The following is a 16,229-nucleotide window of genomic DNA, read 5'->3' on the forward strand; positions in this document are numbered from 1 at the left end:
GCCTCAGGCTCCTGCCGCCGGCTTGGCGCGCGCCCCGCGCTGCTGGGCGTCCGCGATGGCGCTGGCGAGGCCGGGTTCGAGGCCGGCGGCGGCGAGCATCTCGGCGGCCTCGCGCATCTCCGCCGCCCGCCGGATGCCGTGGGTCGCGACGCGCTCGCGCATATCGGCGGCGAGCGCATGGAAATCGATGGAGGGAAAGGTCTCGTGCAGGCTGGCGAAGACGGGATCCTTGACGTCCCAGGCCTCGCAGGCGGCGGCGCAATCCACCATCAGCGCCTCCAGTCCCTTGATGACGATGCTGCGGCAGAGCTTCATCGCCGATGCCCGTCCGAAGATTTCGGAGACCGGTGTCAGGTTCATACCGAGTCGGTTGAGCACCTCGGCCGCGTCCACCGCCTTCGGGCCGCCGGCAAGGATCGGGACGCGCAGGCCGGGCTTCAGCACCGGAGCCATCACCGCCGCCTCGACATAATCGGCGCCGCTTGCCGCAATCGCCTGCGCCGCCCGCTGCTTGGTCGTGGGCGCGGCCGAATTGACATCGACGAAGATCTGGCCGGGCTTCAGCCAGCTTGCAGCCTCGGCGGCCACGGCCTCGGTGCGGTCCGCCGTGACGGCCGAGAAGATGAACACAGCATCGGCACAGGCCCGTTCGGCTGTGTCGGCGCAGGTCACGCCGATCCGGCGCGCCGCTTCCTCGAGCCGGCTGCCCGGCCCGCTGCCGAAAAGCAGGTCATAGGCGTGAATCCCGGCCACGCCATGGGTCAGGAATCCGCGCGAGAACGTCTGGCCGACCTCGCCATAGCCGATGAATGCGATCCTGGCCGAACCAGCCATCGCCGCCACTCCCTTGTGCGTTTTCTCCCGCAGCAAAGGTGGAGCAGCCTCATTCCCTCATCAAATGATAAGAATGCAGCGATTGATTAATTTCATTCATCTCGGCGCGGCGTGACGCTGCGCTTCAGGGCCTGGCTCAGCAACGAGAGAAGATCGCGCGCCACGGGCCGCAGCGGCACGGTCTTGCGCGTGACGATGCCCAGCGTGCGCGTGACGGTCGGCGAACGCAGCGGCACCGCCACCAGCCCGCCGGCCTCGACCGCGTCGAGCGCGAGCTGAGGGACGATCGCGTAGCCGATGCCGGAGCGCACCAGGCTGACCGCGGTGACCACCCGCTGGACCTCGTAGCGCCAGGTCAGGCTCTCGCGCCGTGCGCCCAGCGCATCGTCGATGAGGATGCGGTTGCCGGTTTCGGCGCTGATCCGCACCAGCGGCTCGCCTTGCAACTGCGCCCATGTCAGCGAAGCGGCCTGGGCCAGCGGCATGTCGCGATGGCTGACCAGAACGAAGGGCTCCTTCACGACCGGCTTCAGCTCCAGATCCCAGCGATTGGCGGCAACGATGGTGACGCCGAACTCAACCTCGCCGGACTGGACCTTGCCGGCGATCTCGGACGCCGAATTGTCATGGACCCTCACCCCGACGCCGGGATGGCGCCTGGCGAAGGCGGCGATGACCGACGGCATGCAATGCACCGCGACGGTCGGCAGGCAGCCGACCGAGACCTGCTCGTCCCCTTCCTGCAGATCGATCCGGACTTCGTCGAGTGCGGAACCCAGATCCTCGAAGATGCGCCGCGCCCGCGGCAGCAGCGTCGTGCCGGCGGCGGTCAGGGAGACCTGCCGGGTCGTACGCAGAAAAAGCGGCGTGCCGAGCATCTCCTCCAGCTTGCGGATGCGATGGCTGAGCGCGGTCTGGGAGAGATTGAGATGGGAGGCGGCAGCGCGGAAGCTGCCGCGCTCGGCTATGGCGACGAAAGCCTGAAGTCCCAGGACGTCAACGCGCATGAAAACAGCCCGTGCACAGCAACCCCATGGCAACTGCGCGCAATGCGGAAGAGGCGGAGAGGGATGGATGTGGCTTTCCGCGCCTCTTACCGAGTAAGATCAATAGCTTAATGCCTATCGACCGTGTGTAGCACTCCGGCAGCTCACCGTCGAGCCACCCCGAGCCTGGACTTTACAGGCTCATCTCCCGCTTCAGCAGCCGGATCCGATTGCATGAATGCGCGCCTGCAGCCGAGGGTGCCGTGACGACGTTTGCGGCCGCGCGAGGCGAGGACTAAAGGTGGCAACGGAAGGCAGCTCTTCATCTCCCGGCACGCCGCTTGCCCGGATCAACCGGCCTGCTGGAGCCATAACGACACAAGCGCCAGCGGGGCTGACGGATTGAAGGACACCCTCGCAAACCACGGCGCCCTCGCGTTTCTCAATGAATGGATTGCGCCCGTTCTGTCCTTTATTCAGGCTCACGAAGCCTGGGCGGCGCCGATTGCGTTTCTTCTGGCTTTCCTCAAATCCCTTGCCTTCGTCTCCCTGATCATTCCCGGCACAGCTTTATTGCTGGCGATCGGCGGCCTGATAGGCGCCAGCGGCATCGCCTTTCTGCCCATCTGGATCGCGATCTCCATAGGGGCTGCGCTGGGAGACTGGGTCTCCTACTGGCTCGGAAGGCGGTACGAGACAACGATGCGGCGCTCGCGCTTCGCATTGCGCCATCCTGCATTGATGGGCCGCGCAGAAGCATTCTTTCGGCAATGGGGTTGGCTCGGTATCGTCGGCTGCCGCTTTTTCGGGCCGTTGCGCGCGACGGTCCCGCTCGTCGCGGGTCTGTCGGCTATGCCACCCCTCGCCTTCCATCTCTCGAACTGGGCGTCCGCATTTCTCTGGGCTGGAGCCCTGCTCTTGCCCGGCGCCACCACAGCAAAGATGCTTTCGCCATGACGAGCTGGACCGCGGCCATCCTCACAGCCCTGCAGATCACGCTTGCCGCTGCTCCAGGAGAAGCTCCCGCGACGCGCGGCGACGTTCCGCGCCTCACTCAGGAAGCACTGAACCGGCGACTGGGGCCGGCAGCCAGGATGTCCGATCTGAGAATTCGCCCGAGCAGGCGGATGCCGGGGTTCGCCGTATGCGGCCGGGTCGCCGCGTCGGGAAAATCGGCTCAACGGTTTTTCGTCGTGATCCCCGGTACTTTCGCCGTCCTGGACGACGATGACAGAGAGCTCGTGAGCAAATACTGGAGCCTCAACGACTGCTGACCCGCGACGAGGCCGCGGATGTCGCGGGAGCAAGCTCGTCGGCCTCGATCGAAAGCCAGACATTGTGGTTCGCGGCGGACTGCCGCTTCACAAAGCGGTAGCCGACCTTGTTCCAGACCAGAATCTTCTCGCGGACATTGTCGAGGATGAGGTCGCCCCGGTCCGTCCGGACTGTCAGAACCAGATGCCCTTCACCCTCGGGGGTAACGACGACCGTCATGAGCAGCGCGGATTTCGGCCACCCGGCCTCGATGAGGAGCCGTCGCTTGAGCAGCACATAGTCATTGCAATTACCCGATCCGTCATCGGGGTAAGTCCACCAATTGGGGACCCCCATTTTTGAGATCCCGTAATGGTCGTCGTCGCCGATCGGCTTGATCTGCTTGTTGGCCAAGGCGTTGATGGCGTTGAGCTCCGCCCATGAGCCCGGCGTCAGGATCACCGCCACCGGAGCGAGCCGCGTTTCGCTGCACTCGAGCGGCTGCGCCTGGCAAAACAGGGTCCAGCCGATCATCGGCTTCGCTTGCCCGCCGATCCGGGCGAATGCGGCGGGCTCTGCGACTGGCAGGCCCTCGGCTTGGGTCGCACCGGCAGCGGCCGAGGAGATCGGCATCGAAAAATGCGCAAGCAGAGCAACAATCGAAAGGATCAACCTGGCTCTGATACGCATGCCGGGGCCGCCGTATGGTTAACAACTCCTTAACAAAATAGCGCGGCTTTCGGGCTTTCGAAAAGTTAAAACCCCGTTAATGGTTAATGCGTCACAGCAACTGCCGGCGCTCGGATCTGGTGTTGCCTGCCAATATCGGTCCGGCCCCGGTTCGTTTCCGGCTGCTTTGGAGCCCGTTTGTCCGAGATCTGGCGCCGGCTCCGCGCCAGCGTGTAAAACGCCCGGCCGAGACTTAGCGGGCACCGCGCGGTCATGCCACATTGGGAAGCAGGATCGTCCAATGGCCCGCGCTGTCGCGTGTTGTCAGCTCTCAGGCAACCCGGCGGCGATCATAAGGCTCACGACTCGTTCGGAGGCCTTGAGATACACCGGGCTCGTATTGCGGGTGGGCGGCGGCGCATTGCGTGCCGTCGAACCTGGTCTCAGTTCGAGGGCCTTGGCGATGGCTGCCCTGGCGTCGTCGGTTCGGCCCAATTGCTGATAGGCGGCGGCCAGCAGCAAATGCGTGCGTCCGCTGGCCGACGTGATGGCTATCGATCGCTGCAGCCAGGGCAATGCTTCTTCGGCGCGCCCCATGAGCAGGCAGGCCAAGCCCGCTCCGATCGCCCATGTCCAGCGAGCGACCTGTGGCGTATCGAACCGATCCGCTTGCTTGAATGTTGCGAGCGCGTCGTCGAAACGGCCCAAGAAGATCTGGGAAAGTCCGGTAAGGTACAAAGCGCTTCCGTCCCACGGATTGAGGGCGAGCACCTTACCGCATGCCACCAGGCTTTCGACGAAGCGGTTAGTCGTCGACAGAAACCGGCAATGCGTTTGGAGCACCGGGATGTAATTGGGCTGCGCGCGCAACGCGCGTTCCATGACCACGCCGACGCGGTTCTCGACCGACACGCGCTCCGCAGCAGGGAACCAGGCCATCTGAATCCCGCGCAGTTGAAATGCCGCGAGCGCAACTTGCAGGTCGACATTGCCGGCGTCGTCGGCGAGGGCTTGTTCCAGCATCGCCTGCGCGACACGAAAGCGCTCCAGCGTCGTTTGGTTGATCGAGGCCGTTGCTTGTTCTATGGCGACTTTGGTGCTGCCCGCCGGCAAGCCGTCGGCCGAGCGTTCTCCTGAATTCAGAAGCACGTTGATGCGCAGCGCCAGCGCGTGGCCCATGCCGGCCGTGAGGCGGGTCTGCTGGAGTTGCACGTCGGTGTCGGTCAGGCCGACCGACACCGATGTGGTCCACTTGACCGCGCCGGTCGTCGGCTCGGTCATGCGCACACGCAAATTCCACGCTGCTTCGGTCTTCTCCAGTTCACTGCTCACGACGAGATCGGTGGCTGGTACGGCGCCGCCGGGCGGGATCACCACCTGGATCGTCTCGATTTTCGCCAGGCCGTCGGTCAGGTCGCGGGTGACGCCGGCCGCCATCCGGGCGGCCAGGGGGTCATTGCTCGCGGTTGTCACGGGGATCACGGCGACGGTCGGGCGCGCGCCTGCGAAGAGATGGGGAAGCCGCGTCGCGGCCGCCGCCAAAGCCGACACGCCGAGCCCCGCCATGGTCAAGAGTGCGGCGCGGCGCCGCATCTTGAGATCGAGCCAGCTTCCGGCCAGTTCGCTTTCCGTTTCGGGGCCAACAGTCGAGGCGGCGTCTTCCCGCGCGCTCGTATCCGTTGTGTCCGATACCTCAGCCTCTAACAGATAGCCCCGACCGGAGACGGCTCGGATCAACTGGCGCCTGTCATCGCCCAGCGCGGTCCGAAGCTCTCGGATACACTGAAACAGGCTGTCGTCGCTGACATGGACGTCCGGCCAGACCGCCTCCATTAGCTCGTTCTTGCTGATGATTCGCCTGGGGTTGGCGGCGAACAGCCACAGCAGATCGAAAGCCTTCGGCCGCAGCTTGATCGTCCCGCCATCGGGGCCCCGCAGCTCGGAACGCCGCTGATCGACTTCAAATCCTGCGAATCTGAGCACCTGCCCCCCTTCTCCAGCGTTGCCACAGAACCGCGGTATCCTGCCAAAAGCACGCAGATTCCTCAAAAGCCACCCCGATTCCCTCAGGAAAAGAAAATTTCAGCGAAATTTCAGAATTCCCCCGCCGCCCTTTCAGGACCCTTCCGGCCCGCGCTGACATAAGGCGCTGGAGCACAACGAACGCGCTCGCGGGGCTCGATCACGGGAAGCGCGGAAAAGGCATGACGCCTGGATGCGCTGCGGGAACACAAGTCCCGATTCCAGGCTGGGGGAACGATGTCTTCAGGGGTGCATTCGGCTTCGGCCCGCGGCGTCATGGGCAACCTGTTGCGCGCCGCGTTGCTGGCCTCCACGGCGCTGACGGTGACCGGCATCCGGCTCCGACGCGGTGCTACCTGGGTACCTTCTCCCGGCAGCGGCGATACCGGCACCAAAGCACGCGGGGCATCGCGGTGAGGGCAGTCAGAATTTCCGAGGTGCGCGCCAGCCGCTCCGCACTGCGTGTGCCCGCATCGGGTGTCGTCGTCGCCTCTTTGGCTGCGGCGCTTGCGAACTCCGTCGCGCCGTTGGCGCTGATCCTCGCGGCGGGACCTGCGCTGGCGGACAGCATCGGCCAGAACGGCGGGACCGGCGGCAATGCGCCGAACTCTTCGACTGCAGGCAGCGGCGCGTCGGCGGGCCTCGGAGGGGACGGCTCGACGACCGGGTCGAACGGCGGCGGGGGCTCGACCGGCGGCTCGGGCAACCGTGGCGGCTCGGGAGGAGGATCGGACAGCGGCGGCGGCGGTGGCGGAGGCTACGGCCTGGGCGCCGGCGGCGGCGGCGGCGGCGCGGGTGGGGCGGGCCTCACGCTGACGACGGACCTTACCAACAACGCTACGATCAAGGGTGGCAATGGCGGCAATGGCGGGTCCGGCTCCGCGAACTATGCGCAGTCGTGGAACTATGCGGGCGGCGGCGGTGGCGGCGGCGGTGGGTCCGGCATCATCGTTACGACCGGAACCAGCCTCGCCAATTCAGGCGTGATAGCGGGCGGCAAGGGCGGCGGCGGCGCGGCCGTTATCGGGCCGGGCATCGCCAATCCCTTCGCCGACTTCTCGGGCAACGGCGCGGGCGGCAATGGCGGCAACGGCGTCACCGCCACCGCCTCCAGCGGACTGACGATCACCAATTCCGGTACGATCCAAGGCGGCGGCGGTGGAACGGACTTCCTAAACTCCCAGCCCTATCGCCCGCAGGCCGGCGGCTACGGCATCATTGGCCAGAACCTGACGATCATCAACAGCGGGAGCATTCAGGGCGGCGCGCGCGGCGGCGCCGGCGGTCTGTCGGGAAACCCCTCCTCCGCGATCGTCATCACCGGCGGCACGAACAGCATCACGGCGCTGACCGGCAGCAATATCGGCGTGATCGAACTGCTCGGCGGCACCACGGAGATTTCCGGCACTTACAACAATGTTCTCAATGCAAATGCAGGTGTCACGCTCGCCTTGGGTGCTGCCGGAAATGCCACCGGCTTTACCAGCCTCAACAATGCGGGCGGCACGATCAACATCGGTGACGGCAACATGCTGTCCGCCGGAACCATCTGGAATGCCGGGGGAGGGATAATCAACCTGGGGACCGGTGCCACACTTTTCGGCACCGGCAACACGCTGAATAACGATGCCACCATCAATGTCGGTACCGACGGCGTCGTGATGGACAATGGCGACATCAACAACAACGCTGGCGGCATCATCAACTTCAATGGCCCCGGCGGCACGGCGATACTTTCCCCTGGGGCTGGTTACAACGTCAACAACAGCGGCCAGATCAAGGTTCTCGGCGGCGATGTTGATGTCCAGACAAGCAACATCAACAACCAGGGCAACGGTTCGGTGTCGCTCACTGGCCGCGACATGTTTGGCGTCTCCACATTCACAAATTCAGGCGCGGCGATCCTCAATATCGGCGCAGGCCGCAAGCTCAGCCTGCAAATCCTCGCTTTCAATGGCGGCAGCATAAGCGGCACTGGCACAATCGAAGCCGCGAACGCGTTCAACCTCTGGGGCGACGGCACGGTTGGCGCAACACTCTCCGGCGCAGCGCAGCTGACCAGAGGCGGTCCCGGGACGACAATTCTCACCGGCAGCCACAGCTACACCGGCGGCACCACGATCAACGCCGGCATATTGCAACTTGGCACCGCTGGCACCGCCGGCTCGATCCAGGGCCAGGTCAATGTGAACGGCGCTGGTACATTCACCGTCACCAATGCCACCACCACGGGCATCACCGGCATCACGAATACCGGCACAACCAACTTCCAGAATGGAACCAGTGCCGGCAACGCCACCATAACCAACAGCGGCGAACTCTATTTCTACAATACCAGCAGCGCCGGCAGTGCTGTCGGGACCAACAACAATGTCCTCGAATTTCACGATACGAGCTCGGCCGGCGGCAGCAACATCACCAACAACAGCAATCTGTTATTCTACAACGACAGCCTTGCCGGCACCGCCACGATTGCCAACAACAGCGGTTTGCTGAACTTCCACAATGCAAGCTCCGCAGCCAATGCCATCATCACAAATGGCGCCACGCTGTCCTTCTACGACACGAGTACGGCCGGCGGCGCCAGCATCACCAACAATAGCGATCTCACATTCTACGACGCGAGCGGCGCCGGCAGCTCGGCGATCACCAACAACGGCAGCCTGACGTTCCGCTCCACCAGCGCGGCCGGCAACGCCAGGATGATCAACAACTCCAGCCTTGTGTTTCTCCACAACAGCAACGCCGGTGGCGCCGAGATCATCAATGGCTCGGCTGGCACTGTCGATTTCTCGGGCTCGACGGGTGCCGCCGGTGACAAAAAACTCACCGCCGGCTCGATCGCAGGTGGCGGCTCCTATCTGCTTGGCGCCAACGAACTGACTGTCGGCTCGAACAATCTCTCGACAGAGGTGAGCGGCGTGATCTCCGGCACAGGCGGCTCGCTGGTCAAAACTGGCACCGGCACGCTGACGCTGTCGGGGATCAATACTTATACCGGCGGCACCACGATCAACGGCGGCACCTTGCAGCTCGGCAATGGCGGCATGAGTGGCTCTATTCTGGGCGATGTCGTCAACAATGGCGTGCTCGCTTTCAACCGCTCGGACGCGGTGACTTTCTCCGGCGCCATCTCCGGCAGCGGCGCCGTGCGCCAGGTCGGTTCGGGCACGATAACCCTGACCGGAACCAACAGCTACGCGGGCGGCACGACGATCAGCGGCGGGATGCTGCAACTCGGCAGTGGCGGCACGAGCGGCTCGATCGTCGGCGATGTCGTCAACAATGGCACGCTCGCCTTCAACCGCAGCGATGCGGTGACCTTCTCCGGCGCCATCTCCGGCAGCGGCGCGGTGCAGCAGATCGGTACGGGCACGACGACCCTGACCGGAACCAACAGCTACACGGGCGGCACGACGATCAGCGGCGGCATGCTGCAGCTCGGCAATGGCGGCACCAGCGGCTCGATCGTCGGTGATGTCGTCAACAACGGTATGCTCGCCTTCAACCGCAGCGATGCGGTGACCTTCTCCGGCGGCATCTCCGGCAGCGGCGCCGTGCAGCAGATCGGCACGGGCACGACAACCCTGACCGGAACCAACAGCTACACGGGTGGCACGACGATCAGCGGCGGCATGCTGCAGCTCGGCAGTGGTGGCGCGGGCGGCTCGATCGTCGGTGATGTCCTCAACAACGGCACACTCGCCTTCAACCGCAGCGATGCGATGATTTTCTCCGGCGATATTTCCGGCAGCGGCATGGTGCGCCAGACCGGTGCGGGCACCACGATCCTGACAGGCACGAACACCTATGCCGGCGACACCCTCGTTTCCGGCGGCCGGTTGCAGTTCGGCGACGGCAGCGCGGGCAGCAGCAACAATCTCGGCGGCAACCTGACCGTGACCGGCGGCATGCTGGCGATCCAGACGCCGGCGACCGTGAGCGTCGCTCAGGTTGCGACCTTTGGCGACAACACCACGCTGTCGATCGGCGCCACTGCCGGCGTTCCCTCGCTTACCGCCGATAGCCTCATGCTTGGAACGGGCGTCGCCTTCAATCTCAGCGGCGTCAGCGATGCAAGTCAGCTCGACAAGGTGCTGATCGACACGCGCAACGGCTTCGACGGCGATTTCGGCACGGTGACAGTGGGCGGGTTCAGCGGGACGGTGGACTATCTCACCCTCTCGACCCACTTATCGGCAGATCATCTGCAATATCTCGCCAGTTTCGGCCTGAGCTGGACGGCCAACAACAATCTGGCGCATGGCACCTTCACGCTGACCAATCCCTCCGACACCTTCACGATGGGGGTGGCGCTCACCGATCAGGCCGCCAATCCTGCAACCGGCTGGGATGGCAGATCGCTGACCAAGGCCGGTTCGGGCACGCTGATCCTCTCGACGGACAATTCCTATACAGGCGGCACGGCCATCTCTGGAGGCACGCTGCAACTCGGCAATGGCGGCACCAACGGCTCGATCGTCGGTGATGTCCTCAACAACGGCACGTTCGCCTTTAACCGCAGCGATGCGATGACCTTCTCCGGCGATATTTCCGGCAGCGGCATGGTGCAGCAGATTGGCTCAGGCACGACGCTCCTGACCGGAACCAACAGCTACGCGGGCGGCACGACGATCAGCGGCGGCACTTTGCAGCTCGGCAATGGCGGCACGAGCGGCTCGATCGTCGGTGATGTCCTCAACAACGGCACGCTCGCCTTCAACCGCTCCGACGCGGTGACTTTCTCCGGCGCCATCTCCGGCAGCGGCGCCGTGCGCCAGGTCGGTTCGGGCACGACGCTCCTGACCGGAAACAGCGGTTACACGGGCGGCACGACGATCAGCGACGGCACTTTGCAGCTCGGCAATGGCGGCACGAGCGGCTCGATCGCCGGCGATGTCGCCAACAACGGCACGCTCGCCTTCAACCGCTCGGACGCGGTGACTTTCTCCGGCGGCATTTCCGGCAGCGGTGCGGTGCGGCAGATCGGTTCGGGCACGACAACCCTGACCGGAACCAACAGCTACACGGGCGGCACGACGATCAGCGGCGGCATGCTGCAGCTCGGCAATGGCGGCACCAGCGGCTCGATCGTCGGTGATGTCCTCAACAACGGCACGCTCGCCTTCAACCGCTCGGACGCGGTGACTTTCTCCGGCGCGATCTCCGGCAGCGGCGCCCTGCAGCAGATCGGCTCCGGCACGACGATCCTGACCGGGAGCAACAGCTACATCGGCGACACCACCGTCTCCGGCGGCCGGTTGCAGTTCGGCGACGGCAGCGCGGGCAGCAGCAACAATCTCGGCGGCAACCTGACCGTGACCGGCGGCATGCTGGCGATACAGACACCGGCGACCGTGAACCTTGAACGAGCCGCAACCTTTGCCGACGGCACCGGGCTGTCCATCGCCGCCGGCCCGGCCAGCCCGACGCTGTCGGCCCGTAGCGTCACGATCGGCAACGGCGTTACCTTCAACCTCACCGGCATCAGCGATGCGAGCCAGCTCGACAAAGTGCTGATCGACACCCCCCTGGGGATCGTGGGCGACTTCGCTAATGTCAGCGTGGGCGGCTTTAGCGGCACGGTGGATTATCTCACCCTATCCACCCGCAAATCGGACGATGGCCTGCAATATCTCGCGAGCTATGGCCTGAGCTGGACCGCCGGCAACAATCTCGCCAACGGCACCTTCACCCTGACCAGTGCGACCGACTCCTTCACGGTCGGAGCGGTGCTCGCCGACCGGGCGGCAAACCTGGCGACGGGCTGGAACGGCACCTCGCTCACCAAGGCCGGCGCCGGCACACTCACCCTGACCGGCGACAACACCTATACCGGTGGCACGACGATCGCGGGCGGTGTGCTGTCGGTGTCGCGCGACGCCAATCTCGGCGCAGCGGCAGGGGGTCTGTCCTTCACCGGTGGCGCCCTCGCGACCACGGGGAGCTTCGATACCGCCCGGTCGATCGCGCTGACGCAGACAGGGCGCTTCGACATCGCCGCCGGAACCAGCCTCGGCCTGACCGGCACGGTGTCGGGGAGTGGCGATCTGATCAAGCAGGGCGCCGGCATACTGCGGCTCGACAATGTTGCCAACGCCTTCGGCAACACCCTCGTGACGGAGGGGACGCTGATCGGCACCGCCGGTTCGATCTCGGGCAATGTCGGCAACGCCGGCACGGTCGTCTTCAATCAGACGACCGACGCCGTCTTTGCCGGCGACATAGCGGCGCTCAATGGCTCGGGCGGCATGATGGTCAAGCGCGGCGCGGGTGTTCTCAGCCTGACCGGCATGTCGTCGCTCGACTGGACGGTCGAAGCCGGCAGGCTGGTCACCTCAGCCACGCACTTCGGCGGCAATGTCGCGATTGCCTCGGGCGCCTCGCTGACCTTCGACCAGAGCGTCGATGCCACCTATGCCGGCGTGCTGACGGGCGATGGCCGCTTCAACAAGACCGGCGCGGGTTTTCTCATCCTGAACGGCAATTCCTCAGCCTTCTCCGGGACGACCACGGCCGAGAACGGCACGCTGGCAGTCAACGGCTCACTCGGCGGCACCGTCGACGTGCTGGCCGGCGGCCGCCTGCAAGGCAGCGGCGTGGTGAGCAATGTGAACGTTTTGGGCACGATTGCGCCAGGCAATTCGATCGGCACGCTGAACATCGCCGGAAACGTCATCTTTGCGGCGGGCTCGATCTACGAGGTCGAGGTGAACGCGGCGAGGCAGTCGGACAAGATCGTCGCCAGCGGCACGGCGACCATCGCCGGCAGCTCGGTCAGAGTGCTGGCGGACATGGGCAACTATGCGCCGCAGACCCAGTACACGATCCTCACCGCCAATGGCGGCCGGAGCGGCACCTTCAGCAGCGTGACCTCGAACCTCGCCTTCCTCGATCCCTCGCTCAGTTACGACGCCAACAACGTCTATCTGACGCTGACGCGGAATGTCGTCAGCTTCCAGAACGTCGGCCTGACCCCGAACCAGATCGCCACCGGCGGCGGCGTCGAGAGCCTTGGGGGAGGCAACCCGGTCTACAATGCGGTGCTGAACCTGTCGGCTCCGCAGGCGCAGTACGCCTTCGACCAGCTCTCGGGCGAGATCCACGCTTCGGCGAAGTCGGCGCTGGTCGAGGATAGCCGCTTCATTCGCAACGCCATCAACGACCGCATCCGTGCGGCCTTCGAGAGTGCCGGCGCCGCGAAGGGCATGGTCACGACCTATGTCGACGGCAAGCCGGTTGCGGTCGGCGCGACGACGGATCGTCTGGCGGTCTGGGGCCAGGGCTTCGGCTCCTGGGGGCACACCAATGGCGACAGCAATGCCGCGCGCCTCAACCGCTCGACCGGTGGATTCTTCATCGGCGCGGATGCGCCGGTGCTCGACAGCTGGCGCTTCGGCGCGGTCGCGGGCTACAGCCGCGTCAGCTTCGACGTGAAGGACCGTCACTCGTCCGGCTCGAGCGACAATTACCATGTCGGCTTTTATGGCGGCACGAACTGGGGTGATCTCACCTTCCGGACCGGCGCCGCCTACACTTGGCATGACGTCTCGACCTCACGGAACGTGATGTTCCCGGGCTTTGGCAATGGCCTGAAGGGCGACTACAACGCCAGCACGGCGCAGGTCTTCGGCGAGCTCGGCTACGGCTTCACCATGGGCGCGACCCGGTTCGAGCCCTTCGCCAACCTCACTCATGTGAGTGTCCATACCGATGGCTTCACCGAGAGGGGCGGGGCGGCTGCGCTGACCAGCCAGGGGGCCACCACGGATGCGACCTTCACGACATTGGGCCTTCGCGCCTCGACCAGCTTCGACCTCAACGGCGCGGCTGTGACGGTCAAGGGTATGGCAGGCTGGCGTCACGCCTTCGGCGATGCGACGCCGCTCTCGACGATGCGCTTTGCCGGTGGCGGCGACGCCTTCTCGACCGGCGGGGTTCCGATCGCGCGCAATGCAGCGGTGGTTGAAGCCGGCCTCGACTACGCTCTCTCGCCAAACGCGACGCTCGGCGTCACCTATGGCGGCCAGTTCGGCTCAGGTCTCTCGGACCAGTCCGCTCGCTTGAACCTCGACGTCAAGTTCTGAAAGTGGAAACTGAGTTGACTGTGAGCAAAGACACGCAAGCAGGGACAGGGACGTCGGCGCTTCCAATCTTCTACAGAGCCCCCGTGCTCCTGCGCTTTGAAGACCATAGCGATGTGGGTCTCGAACCGTCCACCAATTTCGGGTTTGCAAGCGAGGCCGTCGCCGTTCCCCTTTGCATCGGCGCGTTTGCCCTCGCCATACGCCACTATCCGATCGTCTTCGCGACCGATGGCGTGCGCAGCTATGTTCCGGCCTATGTGCGCCGCTCCCCCTTCATCGGGACCGAGACACCCGACAAGGCGCAGCTACTGGCCATCGACCGGAAGTCAGACCGTTTTGTTGCTTGGATATCGATGCGATCGGACGCGGAAGCGCCGGTTCGACGGAGAAGGCAAGCCAACTTCGACGGCGCAGGCGGCCATGGCCTTCTGCCGCGCCTACCATGTCGATGTCGTCAACACGCTCGCGTTCGTCAGAGCGCTTGGCGAGGCGAAGCTGCCCACGCCGAACCAGTCCAGATACAGTTTCCCGATGGTGCCCAACAGATGCTGAACGGCTTCTGGGCGGTGGATGAGAAGGCATTCCGGGCGTTGCCCGCTAGAACCGACACCGACTGGTACGCGAAGGGCTGGCTCGATCTCGCCACGCTCCACCTTGCTTCGCTTCAGAGCTTTCAGGGTCTGCTCGATCTCAATGTGCAGCGCGCAAACGAACGAAAGGCGCTCGCATGATGACCAGCAAAGTCCGCTTTTTTGGAACCGGCTCGGTGGCCGCACTGACGATCGCTGCGGGCGTGACAGTGCATATGGTGGCGGGCGTCGCCGTCTCCACGCCAAGCCAGGCGGATTCGATCACCGACAGCCACGACAATCCTACCCCACAACGCTTCGAGCTCGCACAGGCCCAATCCAGTGGTCAACCGGCTGGCGGGAACACTGCGTCCGGTCTTCCCGGTGGGGCATCCTCGCTGAACGAGACCTACAAGGACTGGCGTGCCACCTGTGCGCAGCAGGGCAATCAGAAGCGTTGTGTGCTGTCGCAGGTTCAGGCGCAGCAGAACGGTCAGCGGGTGCTCGCCATCGAGCTCAACGCGCCGAACGGCAACACCATGTCAGGGACGCTGGTCCTGCCGTTCGGCCTTGCGCTCGATTCCGGCGTGACCTTCCAGATCGATGACAAGCCTGCGATGCAGCCGCTGCGCTTCCGCACTTGCGTGCCGGCTGGTTGCCTCGTTTCAGTGACCTTCGAGGCCCCAACGCTGGTCGCGCTGCGCGCGGGCACGGCGCTGAAGGTGAGAGCTGTCGCCGATGGTGGTGGCGCCACGCCATTTTCGATCTCGTTGCAAGGCTTCGCTACCGCCCTCGACCGCATGGCGGTGCTGTCGCACTGAATTCGGAGCTGATTGATCCGCCCGTACCGGTGAACAGCGCAGGCAATTCGCCGGCGGATTGAGGGGACGCTACGCTGTACGACATCCACCATGGTCGGGCGGGTTCCGGAAACGAAGCAGATGTCGCACGGAGCCGTGAATGGGGCGTGGGAAGCGTCGTTCTGACGCTAGGCCCCTGAGAGTGGGCTGTGGCGGATAGGCTCAGGACAACTGCTCATTGACGCGGCTGTTGGGATGCCTGTTGACGAAAGGATTGAGCAGCAGCCGGCCAAACATAGTGAGGGGGCTAGCTGCCCACTTACCGACGCTCAATCCTCCGAAACGTGTTGGATGTCCGGTTCTGGGCATACACTCAATGTCTGGTCATGGCGCTTCTCGGCGGAACGAATCCCGCTTGCATTAAGCGGCAATCTTCTGCGTTTAGCGGTCAGCAGTGGCGGCCAGCGGCTTTTCGGACATCTCGGTCGTGATCGCCTCATCGATCGGCGTCTCATAGGTCATCAGCATGTAGCCGAGCACCGAATAGAAGCCGACCGTCGCGAGCAGGTCGAACACCGCCTCGCGCCCGATCGCCGCGGCGAGCTCCGCTTCGAGCGATAGCGACAGGCGCTTGTCGTCGAAGAGCGCATCGACCGCGCGTACGATCAGCCCGTCCTCGCCTTCCGGCTGGCCCCGCAGCGCCGCGATGCGGGCATCGCTCATGCCGAGCGCCCGCGCCCTGCTGACATGATGCGCCCATTCATAGGGCGAGCCCATGCGATGCGCCGCGCGCAGGATCACCACCTCCGAACGCACCGGCCCGAGCGCGCTGTCCTTGACGATATGCTGGCGCAAGGGCGCCCAGGCCTTCAGCAAGGCCGGATGATGCGCCATCGTCCGGTAAACATTGAGCGCGCCGGCAAAGCCGGTCTTCATCTCGGCGATGGCTTCGGGCCAGTCGGCATCGCTGATCGGCGGACAGGGAGAGGTCGTCATCGGAGGTCTCGC

General features: G+C 64.9%; 10 protein-coding genes. 5 read left to right on the forward strand and 5 right to left on the reverse strand.

Going from position 1 to position 16,229, the window contains the following annotated elements; genetic code table 11:
• Positions 1–3 precede the first annotated feature (3 nt).
• Both GGC47_RS10420 and GGC47_RS10425 read right to left on the reverse strand, forming a co-directional pair.
• Complete coding sequence (locus tag GGC47_RS10420; RefSeq protein WP_142022037.1) at positions 4–834, reverse strand: NAD(P)-dependent oxidoreductase; 831 nt, start codon at positions 832–834, stop codon at positions 4–6.
• A gap of 92 nt (positions 835–926) precedes the next feature.
• A complete protein-coding gene (locus GGC47_RS10425) occupies positions 927–1,841 on the reverse strand; it encodes a LysR family transcriptional regulator (RefSeq protein WP_142022038.1) in 915 nt (304 codons plus the stop codon).
• Between the two features lie 381 nt (positions 1,842–2,222).
• Here GGC47_RS10425 and GGC47_RS10430 point away from each other — a divergent pair, with 381 nt between their 5' ends.
• Together GGC47_RS10430 and GGC47_RS10435 are read left to right on the forward strand one after the other, a co-directional pair.
• Positions 2,223–2,777 (forward strand): DedA family protein, encoded by a 555-nt coding sequence (locus tag GGC47_RS10430; RefSeq protein WP_185747953.1) that lies wholly within the window; start codon positions 2,223–2,225, stop codon positions 2,775–2,777.
• Positions 2,774–3,094, forward strand: coding sequence for a hypothetical protein (locus GGC47_RS10435; protein ID WP_133564751.1), 321 nt, complete (start codon positions 2,774–2,776; stop codon positions 3,092–3,094). Before GGC47_RS10430 ends, GGC47_RS10435 begins: the two co-directional genes overlap by 4 nt.
• On the opposite strand, the gene GGC47_RS10440 is transcribed toward GGC47_RS10435, so the two are convergent.
• Complete coding sequence (locus tag GGC47_RS10440; RefSeq protein WP_142022039.1) at positions 3,081–3,764, reverse strand: transglutaminase-like cysteine peptidase; 684 nt, start codon at positions 3,762–3,764, stop codon at positions 3,081–3,083. The genes GGC47_RS10435 and GGC47_RS10440 overlap by 14 nt on opposite strands.
• Positions 3,765–4,067: 303 nt before the next feature.
• Positions 4,068–5,726, reverse strand: a complete 1,659-nt coding sequence (locus GGC47_RS10445; protein ID WP_142022040.1) for a winged helix-turn-helix domain-containing protein — start codon at positions 5,724–5,726, stop codon at positions 4,068–4,070.
• Between the two features lie 452 nt (positions 5,727–6,178).
• Here GGC47_RS10445 and GGC47_RS10450 point away from each other — a divergent pair, with 452 nt between their 5' ends.
• The 3 genes from GGC47_RS10450 (at position 6,179) to GGC47_RS10460 (ending at position 15,242) form a co-directional block, all read left to right on the forward strand.
• Positions 6,179–13,852, forward strand: coding sequence for an autotransporter-associated beta strand repeat-containing protein (locus GGC47_RS10450; RefSeq protein ID WP_429067947.1), 7,674 nt, complete (start codon positions 6,179–6,181; stop codon positions 13,850–13,852).
• An 83-nt stretch (positions 13,853–13,935) separates the two neighbouring features.
• Complete coding sequence (locus tag GGC47_RS10455) at positions 13,936–14,583, forward strand: SapC family protein (RefSeq protein WP_142022042.1); 648 nt, start codon at positions 13,936–13,938, stop codon at positions 14,581–14,583.
• Positions 14,580–15,242 (forward strand): invasion associated locus B family protein, encoded by a 663-nt coding sequence (locus GGC47_RS10460; protein ID WP_370954564.1) that lies wholly within the window; start codon positions 14,580–14,582, stop codon positions 15,240–15,242. The genes GGC47_RS10455 and GGC47_RS10460 overlap by 4 nt, the downstream gene beginning before the upstream one ends.
• A gap of 420 nt (positions 15,243–15,662) precedes the next feature.
• Here the strand turns inward: GGC47_RS10460 and GGC47_RS10465 are convergent, their stop codons facing one another.
• Complete coding sequence (locus tag GGC47_RS10465; protein ID WP_142022043.1) at positions 15,663–16,217, reverse strand: carboxymuconolactone decarboxylase family protein; 555 nt, start codon at positions 16,215–16,217, stop codon at positions 15,663–15,665.
• Positions 16,218–16,229: the final 12 nt, after the last annotated feature.

The sequence above is a fragment of the Allobosea sp. OAE752 genome (genome assembly GCF_050433265.1).
Taxonomy (GTDB): domain Bacteria; phylum Pseudomonadota; class Alphaproteobacteria; order Rhizobiales; family Beijerinckiaceae; genus Allobosea; species Allobosea spartocytisi.

Coding starts and splice junctions, on each gene's coding strand:
- GGC47_RS10420 (WP_142022037.1), bottom strand. CDS start 834: ATGGCTGGTTCGGCCAGGATCGCATTCATCGGCTATGGCGAGGTCGGC.
- GGC47_RS10435 (WP_133564751.1), top strand. CDS start 2,774: ATGACGAGCTGGACCGCGGCCATCCTCACAGCCCTGCAGATCACGCTT.
- GGC47_RS10460 (WP_370954564.1), top strand. CDS start 14,580: ATGATGACCAGCAAAGTCCGCTTTTTTGGAACCGGCTCGGTGGCCGCA.
- GGC47_RS10465 (WP_142022043.1), bottom strand. CDS start 16,217: ATGACGACCTCTCCCTGTCCGCCGATCAGCGATGCCGACTGGCCCGAA.
- GGC47_RS10440 (WP_142022039.1), bottom strand. CDS start 3,764: ATGCGTATCAGAGCCAGGTTGATCCTTTCGATTGTTGCTCTGCTTGCG.
- GGC47_RS10425 (WP_142022038.1), bottom strand. CDS start 1,841: ATGCGCGTTGACGTCCTGGGACTTCAGGCTTTCGTCGCCATAGCCGAG.